Origin of the sequence: Christensenella sp., from assembly GCF_034927525.1 — a bacterium.
GTDB lineage: Bacteria > Bacillota > Clostridia > Christensenellales > Christensenellaceae > Christensenella.
Genome location: NZ_JAYFPU010000318.1, coordinates 1 through 6,672 on the forward strand (window position 1 = coordinate 1; position 6,672 = coordinate 6,672).

Genomic DNA, 6,672 nt, shown 5'->3' on the forward strand with positions numbered 1-6,672 from the left:
TTCCCCAAACAAAATTTCTCAAACACACGGTCAATGATATCTTCGCTGACCGTATTCCCCGTGACCACCCCAAGGCTCATCCACGCGCCATTGAGATCGATGGTCACACAATCCATATCCATTCCGTCAATAAGCGCCTGCTGTGCTTCGCCAAGTTTTGCCGCCGCATCTTTCAGTGCATACCGATGGCGCAGATTTGTAATGACCATACCTTCCGCCGATGTGCTGTCCTTTAACGCATATTCGTACAGCCAACTTTTTAGCGCTTCTAACCCTTCGCCTGTTTTGGCGGAAATACCAAGCACCGGATAAGAGGGAAAACGCGCAAAAACATCCTTTTCTGAGAGCCTCTCAGACGCATCTAATTTATTCAAAACGACCAGAACATCGACTTCGCTATTTTTAAGCGTTTCAAATACAGATTGATCTTCCGCCGATATTTCGCATGCCGCATCCAGCACAAAAACCGTCAATTTGCTTTCCTTAACGGCGCTTTTTGACCGTTCTACGCCTTTTTGTTCGATTTTATCGTTCGTGCTTCTGATTCCTGCCGTATCCGTCAAATTTATCCTGATATCATCAATGTAAAAACTCTGCTCTATCGTATCCCTTGTCGTTCCGGCAACATCTGTAACGATCGCCCTGTCCTGCTGTAAGAGTGCATTTAGGAGTGACGATTTTCCGACGTTCGGTTTTCCGGCGATCGCCACATCAAGGCCTTCCTTCAAAATCCTGCCGTGCTCAAATGTATTCGCCAATCTTTCTATCTTTTGCTTCAAATCGGCAATAAGAGGAATCGCATCTGTGGTGATCTCATGCTCTAAATCTTCCTCCGGATATTCCACCGCCGCTGTGACCTGTGCCAGCATGTCCGTCAGCTCTCCCTGAAACGCGGACACCGTATCCTTGAGCCCTCCGGCAAGTTGCTTGAGCGAAGCCTTCGCTCCGGCCTGTGACGAAGCGGAAATAAAATCGCACACCGCTTCCGCCTGTGTCAGATCCATCTTCCCATTCAGAAAAGCACGACGGGTAAATTCGCCAGCCTGCGCAGGACGCGCCCCGGACGCAAATACAAAATCAAGCACGTTGCGCAAGCCGATCAGGCTGCCGTGGCAATACAGCTCCGCCACATCCTCGCCCGTATAGGAGTGAGGCGCGCAGAAAAGCACAGCCATCCCCTCGTCAAGAAGCTCGCCCTCACGCCGGATGCTGCCATAATACAATTTCGCGTGCTCAAATTCACCACGCGAAAATACGCGCCGCAAAACATCCCTTGCCTGCGGCCCGCTGATTCTGATGATGGCGACGCCCCCTGTACCGGACGGCGTTGCGATTGCTGCTATGGTATCTTCGTACATTCCGGCTCCTTTGTATGATTCAAAAAAACCCGACTTTTTAAAGCCGGGTCCATTTTCTGTATTAATCGGCGCTGCGCTTTCTTCTGATCACCACGCGGCGGTATGGTTCTTCGCCCTCCGACATGGTCTCTACACGGGGATTGTTTTGCAGTGTCGCATGCAATATCCGCCGTTCGTACGGGTTCATCGGCTCGAGCGTAATCGGCTTGCCCGTTTTCGCCACCGTATTCGCCAGCCGCTTTGCCAGCTTTTCTAACGTATGCTCACGCTTCTGGCGGTAATTCTCCGCATCCAGCATGATCTTCTTATAATCGTCTTTTCCCTTATTGACCGCAAGTCCCGTCAAATATTGCAGGGCATCCAGCGTATCTCCACGCCGCCCGATGAGGACAGCCGTATCTGCGCCTGTGATCTCGATCTGGATGCTCTTTTCGCCTTCTTGTTTGACTGCGCCGACAGCATCCACGTCCATTCGTGCAAAAAGCCCGTTCAAGAATTTCTCCGGCGCACTGTCGCCCGGTGTCACGTTCACGCGCGGTTTACTGCTTTCACTTACAGCCGTAGTACTGTCTCTCTTGCTCTTGTTTCGTTTACCACTACTCTGTGGCTGTGGCGCCGCTGCCTCCGGTTGTTCCTCTTCTTTTTTTGTCAGGCGTACGACCGCGTTTTTTCCAATGCCGAAAAGCCCTTTGCTGCCTTCGTGTACGATATCAATATTTACTTCATCAAGAGCGAGTCCCAGTTCCTCAAGCCCGCTGAAAATGGCTTCATCGACTGTCTTGCCCTTTGCTTCCACATATTTCAAGATTTCGTCCCCCTTTTATACAACGCTGACTTCTTTCTTTTTTGCCCTTGCCTTTTTAATGACGTCCACCAGCTTCATCTGTGCAAACGCATACAGGCTGGAAATGAACCAGTAAAGAGCAAACGCTGTATTTGACGTCGCGCAAATCCAGATCGAAAAGATTGGGAATATCCAGAGCATCATTTTGCTTGAACAGCCTGCCGCTTCCGCCTGTTCTGACCCGCCGCCGGCAGGATTCATCGCATTCATTCCCATTCCGCCGTTCATGGATGCAGGATTGAATTTCTGCTGTAAAAAGAGCGCCACGCCGGCGAGCGCCGGCAGGATAAAGTACCCGTTATAATTTGTAACTTCCCCAGCCGCATTGATAAATCCGTTGGATTGGAGTATCTGCGTGGTGAGTGCTGTATATGTCGCATCCGGCACGGTCATCACGCCTGTTGAAAAATCAAGCAACCCGTGCGTCTGCAAAAGGCTCATCGTCTGTGGCGTGATATACAGGGAGTTTTGCTGTATAAACGATAAAAATTCTGTCGAGTTGGGCAGGATATTGGACATACCGTTATCCGGCTGCCAGAAGTTATGCACCCAGAAAAACTCGGGCAGCTGCACTGTGCTTGCGCCATATTGCGCCGCGTCAAGCATAAGCGCAACGGTCTGCTGGCTTTGCAGCACGCGCATCGCACCGAAGAACGCAAACAGGATAGGCAGTTGGATGAGCGAAGGCAGGCAGCCAAACATCGGCTTTACATTCATCTTGCGGTACAATTCCTGCTGCTTTTTCTGCACGATCTGCGGATTATTGGCATAACGCTTTTGTATAGACTGTATCTCCGGCCCCAGCGCCGACATCTTTGCAGAGTTGCTCCGCATTTTCAAATCCAGCGGCAGCAGGCAAAGCCTGATCAGTATCGTCAAAACAACGATACACAACGCATAATCTGCAAACAGGCTGTTGAGCCCGTTCATACAAATGCTGAAAAAATCTGATAAAAAGTTATTATATAGAAAATCCAAGATCTATATCCTCCCCAAATTACGGAACGGGATCGTATCCGCCGTGAAAAAACGGATTACAGCGCAATATCCGTTTGATTGCCAAAAACGAGCCTTTGAGCGCGCCGTATTTCGTGACCGCCTCGATCGCATACTGCGAGCATGTCGGCGTATACCTACAACACGGACGAAAATAAGGCGAGATCGCCTTTCTGTAAAACCTAATGAGCGCCAGTATCGCTTTTTTCATGTTTTTCTCCCTTCAGGGACAAGAGCCCGGCCTTTTTCAGGAGGCTTTGCATCTGCCTTAGCAGTTCTGCAAATTCTGCCTCGCGAATCGTCGGCCGCGCCACAAAAACAAGACTGTAGTTTCCGCCTAAAACAGGTAAAAACGTACGAAACGCTTCTTTTAATCTGCGTCTTGTACGATTTCTCACCACACTGTTTCCTACTTTTTTACTGACCGAAAATCCGACACGCACACCGCCATATCTGCTTTTTGCACACACAAGCGTCATATCGCGCGATCCCGCAGGCTTTCCCCTCCTGTAAACAAAGTTGAACTCTTTGTTTTTTTTCAGAGTCAGTATGTTCACTTTTTATGCAGACAATACTTTTCTGCCTTTTGCGCGTCTTCTTCTGAGCACGTTCCTGCCGGCTTTTGTTTTCATTCTGCTCATAAAACCGTGTACACGGCTGCGTTTTCTCTTTTTCGGCTGATAGGTCATCTTCATAATTTTAATCTCTCCACTTCTGTGTAATCTCGTATTACTCACCGGCGACAATGTGCCGGAAGCTATCAACATATTTTTTTCGATAAAAAGACGATTATTATTATATATTTATTAAGGTCAAGTGTCAACCAAAAAAAGGCATTTTTACGGCTCAGACTTCCGTCGGCCGAAGCTCCGCCCCGTTAAATTCTTCCTGCGTTACAGCCCCGCTTTTGATCGCGGCCAGCTTGATCTCCTGATAATAGCCCGCCATCACCGTATTATAGTATGGCCCGACATAAAATATCCACAATGTCCCGAGGGTCATGATACACAAGATCAGCCAACCCAGAAAGCTCAGCTGTGCCACAAACAATTTTGCCTTATATCCACGCATCATGCGCTTGGATATCTCTACCGCATCCGGCCCATATACATGCGGGCAGTCAGCCAGTATGTATGGCGTCATAAAATAGGAGTAGCTTTTGACGACGCCCGGCACGATGAGAAGGATCGACCATAAAAATATCCACAGGATCATCCACAGCATACCCCCAAGCGCGTTACCGAAATTCGCGAACCCGCCAAAGGCCTTTGCAATGCTTGTACCCTTGTTTTTGTAAACATCGATAAACACGCCCGCATTGCCGACTGCAAGGATGGGCTGCATGAGCGCGAGGATGACACCGAGCGCAACGGACGAGATGGTCGCGGACACCGTCCGAAGAAGGCTGAGATCGAAAACGAACACCGTCTGGTATAGGGAGGCCAGCGTTATGAGCGACCCTGTCCACATCATAAAAAAAGGGATCACGGAAACGATGATCATGACCGCAACCGATTTCCAGTATTGCCCTGAAACGTTTACCTGGGATATCCTTTTGATCTTTCTTCTTTTTTTCATGCTTCCTTACCGCTTGTTTGCTGTGCTTTCTTATTTGTATTCTAATACAGTTTTTGCAGCATTACAATTACAGCCCTTTTTTATTTCTTTTTTTCTTTCCATTTTTTGTTTTAATATGCTATAATAAAACACGTACAAACCCGCATGGTTATTCACATTTTCGCGGATTTTGTGGATAGATTTGTGGATAACGTTCGTATAACTTTTGGTAAAATCGTGAAAAAACTTTGTGCCTAGCTGTTTCGTCTGTGCACATAGTTATCCACATAAAATAAGGCAGAGGAAATTTTTTGATGAGCGTATTTAACATCCTATGGGAAAAAACACTTGGCTACCTGGAAGAAGACCTTCCCATGTTTCAATTTAATGTATGGATCAAGGAATTAAAACCGATCCACGAAGATGACAATACTTATTATTTTGAAGTTTCCAGCCCTATGCATAAAAACCTCATCACGGAAAAATATGCGGAGCAGATCAAAAAGACGATGCAGCTTGCCCACGAAGAACTTTACGGCGCTTCGCCTGCTAATCTTTCCCTGCTTTTCGTAACGCCGCAGGAAGCGGCAAACATCAAGGTCAATGAGATCACGCCGGAAAAACCACAGCCGAAAAAGCCGATGGGCTCTACGCTTAATCCGGCTTATACGTTTGACAGCTTTGTCGTCGGCGAATCGAATAAATTTGCCAATGCGGCGGCGCTTGCCGTTGCACAGTCCCCGGGACATTCTTATAATCCCCTGTTTTTGTATGGCGGCGTTGGCCTTGGCAAGACGCATCTGATGCACGCGATCGGCAATCATGTCAAAAAGGAAAATCCGGATGCTGAGATCGTGTATGTCACCAGCGAGACCTTTATGAACGAACTGATCCGTATGATCCAACTGACCAATAACAACGCGAACATCGATTTGCGCGAGCAATTCCGCAATAAATACCGTAATGTCGACGTGCTTTTGGTAGATGACATTCAGTTTATCGCCGGAAAGGCCGTAACACAGGATGAATTTTTCCATACCTTCAACGCCCTGCACGAGCTCAATAAACAGATCGTCATTTCTTCAGACCGTCCCCCACAGGAAATGGAAAAGCTTGAGGAACGCATGCGTTCACGCTTTGAATGGGGACTGATCGCGGATATCAAAATGCCCGATTATGAAACACGCGTTGCGATCCTGTTAAAAAAGATGCAGGTATTAAAGGAACAAAATCCGGATATCCTTCCGATCAAAAACGAAGTATTCCATTATATTGCGCAGCAAAAGGATGCAAGCATCCGTACCCTTGAGGGCGCGCTGCAAAAGGTGATCATGTATGCGGAGTTGCACAATGATATTTCTTCCATACAGGAGATAGACCTGCTTATCGCGCAGAAGGCGCTGGACGACTTCTTCAGTACTCCTACCCTAAAGGCCATTACGCCAAAAGCGGTAGCGGACGTCATATGCAGCTATTATGATATACGAGAGGACGACTTAAGAGGCCAGAAGAAAAACAGGGAGATCGCTTTTCCACGGCAGATCGCCATGTATATCCTGCGCGACCTAACAGACCTCTCTTACTTAAAGATCGCTGAGTTTTTTGGGAAGAAAGACCATACAACTGTGATCTATGCCGAAGAAAAGATCAAAAACCAGATCAAGGAAGATATCGAGCTCAAACGGATCGTTGAGGATATCGAGGCAAGGGTCAAGGGATAAACAACGAATATATTGTGGATAAAAAATAAAGTCTTTGGAAGGACATCTGACGTAAAAATTTTTATCCACGTAACATAACCATGCTCTGCACGAAAAGTTTTGAGGTTAAATACAAGTTATGCAGGGGGGAAATATTTAAAAAATCCCTTGAAACCGAGAAAAAATTGGCTTATACACAATATACACATGCCCTAAT

8 protein-coding genes are annotated in these 6,672 nt (G+C 47.4%); 1 reads left to right on the forward strand and 7 read right to left on the reverse strand.

Translation table 11 applies throughout. The features are described from left to right. The 7 genes from mnmE to VB081_RS12885 form a co-directional block, all read right to left on the reverse strand. The coding region (gene mnmE / locus VB081_RS12855; protein WP_323401180.1) for a tRNA uridine-5-carboxymethylaminomethyl(34) synthesis GTPase MnmE at positions 1-1,358 on the reverse strand (1,358 nt) is incomplete at its 3' end. Between the two features lie 61 nt (positions 1,359-1,419). Next, entirely contained in the window at positions 1,420-2,154 is a 735-nt protein-coding gene (gene jag, locus VB081_RS12860) for an RNA-binding cell elongation regulator Jag/EloR (RefSeq protein ID WP_323401187.1), read from the reverse strand. Positions 2,155-2,178: 24 nt separating this feature from the next. After that, positions 2,179-3,180 carry a YidC/Oxa1 family membrane protein insertase gene (locus VB081_RS12865; protein WP_323401181.1) on the reverse strand — a complete coding sequence of 334 codons (1,002 nt, stop codon included), beginning with the start codon at positions 3,178-3,180 and terminating at the stop codon, positions 2,179-2,181. Between the two features lie 19 nt (positions 3,181-3,199). After that, on the reverse strand, positions 3,200-3,409 hold the full coding sequence (yidD, locus tag VB081_RS12870; protein ID WP_323401182.1) for a membrane protein insertion efficiency factor YidD: 210 nt from the start codon (positions 3,407-3,409) through the stop codon (positions 3,200-3,202). After that, positions 3,381-3,755 carry a ribonuclease P protein component gene (rnpA, locus tag VB081_RS12875; RefSeq protein ID WP_323401183.1) on the reverse strand — a complete coding sequence of 125 codons (375 nt, stop codon included), beginning with the start codon at positions 3,753-3,755 and terminating at the stop codon, positions 3,381-3,383. Before rnpA ends, yidD begins: the two co-directional genes overlap by 29 nt. Positions 3,756-3,758: 3 nt before the next feature. Then, positions 3,759-3,893, reverse strand: coding sequence for a 50S ribosomal protein L34 (gene rpmH, locus VB081_RS12880; RefSeq protein ID WP_323401184.1), 135 nt, complete (start codon positions 3,891-3,893; stop codon positions 3,759-3,761). A gap of 151 nt (positions 3,894-4,044) precedes the next feature. Then, entirely contained in the window at positions 4,045-4,776 is a 732-nt protein-coding gene (locus tag VB081_RS12885; RefSeq protein ID WP_323401185.1) for a DUF975 family protein, read from the reverse strand. A 293-nt stretch (positions 4,777-5,069) separates the two neighbouring features. On the opposite strand from VB081_RS12885, the gene dnaA reads away from it, so the two are divergent. After that, positions 5,070-6,476: a chromosomal replication initiator protein DnaA gene (gene dnaA, locus VB081_RS12890; RefSeq protein ID WP_323401186.1), complete on the forward strand. Its 1,407-nt coding sequence runs from the start codon at positions 5,070-5,072 to the stop codon at positions 6,474-6,476. The last annotated feature ends 196 nt before the right edge of the window (positions 6,477-6,672 follow it).

What these genes read in the sequence shown, in the direction of transcription:
- rpmH (WP_323401184.1), bottom strand. Translation starts at nt 3,893, where the DNA reads ATGAAGATGACCTATCAGCCGAAAAAGAGAAAACGCAGCCGTGTACAC.
- dnaA (WP_323401186.1), top strand. Translation starts at nt 5,070, where the DNA reads ATGAGCGTATTTAACATCCTATGGGAAAAAACACTTGGCTACCTGGAA.
- VB081_RS12885 (WP_323401185.1), bottom strand. Translation starts at nt 4,776, where the DNA reads ATGAAAAAAAGAAGAAAGATCAAAAGGATATCCCAGGTAAACGTTTCA.
- yidD (WP_323401182.1), bottom strand. Translation starts at nt 3,409, where the DNA reads ATGAAAAAAGCGATACTGGCGCTCATTAGGTTTTACAGAAAGGCGATC.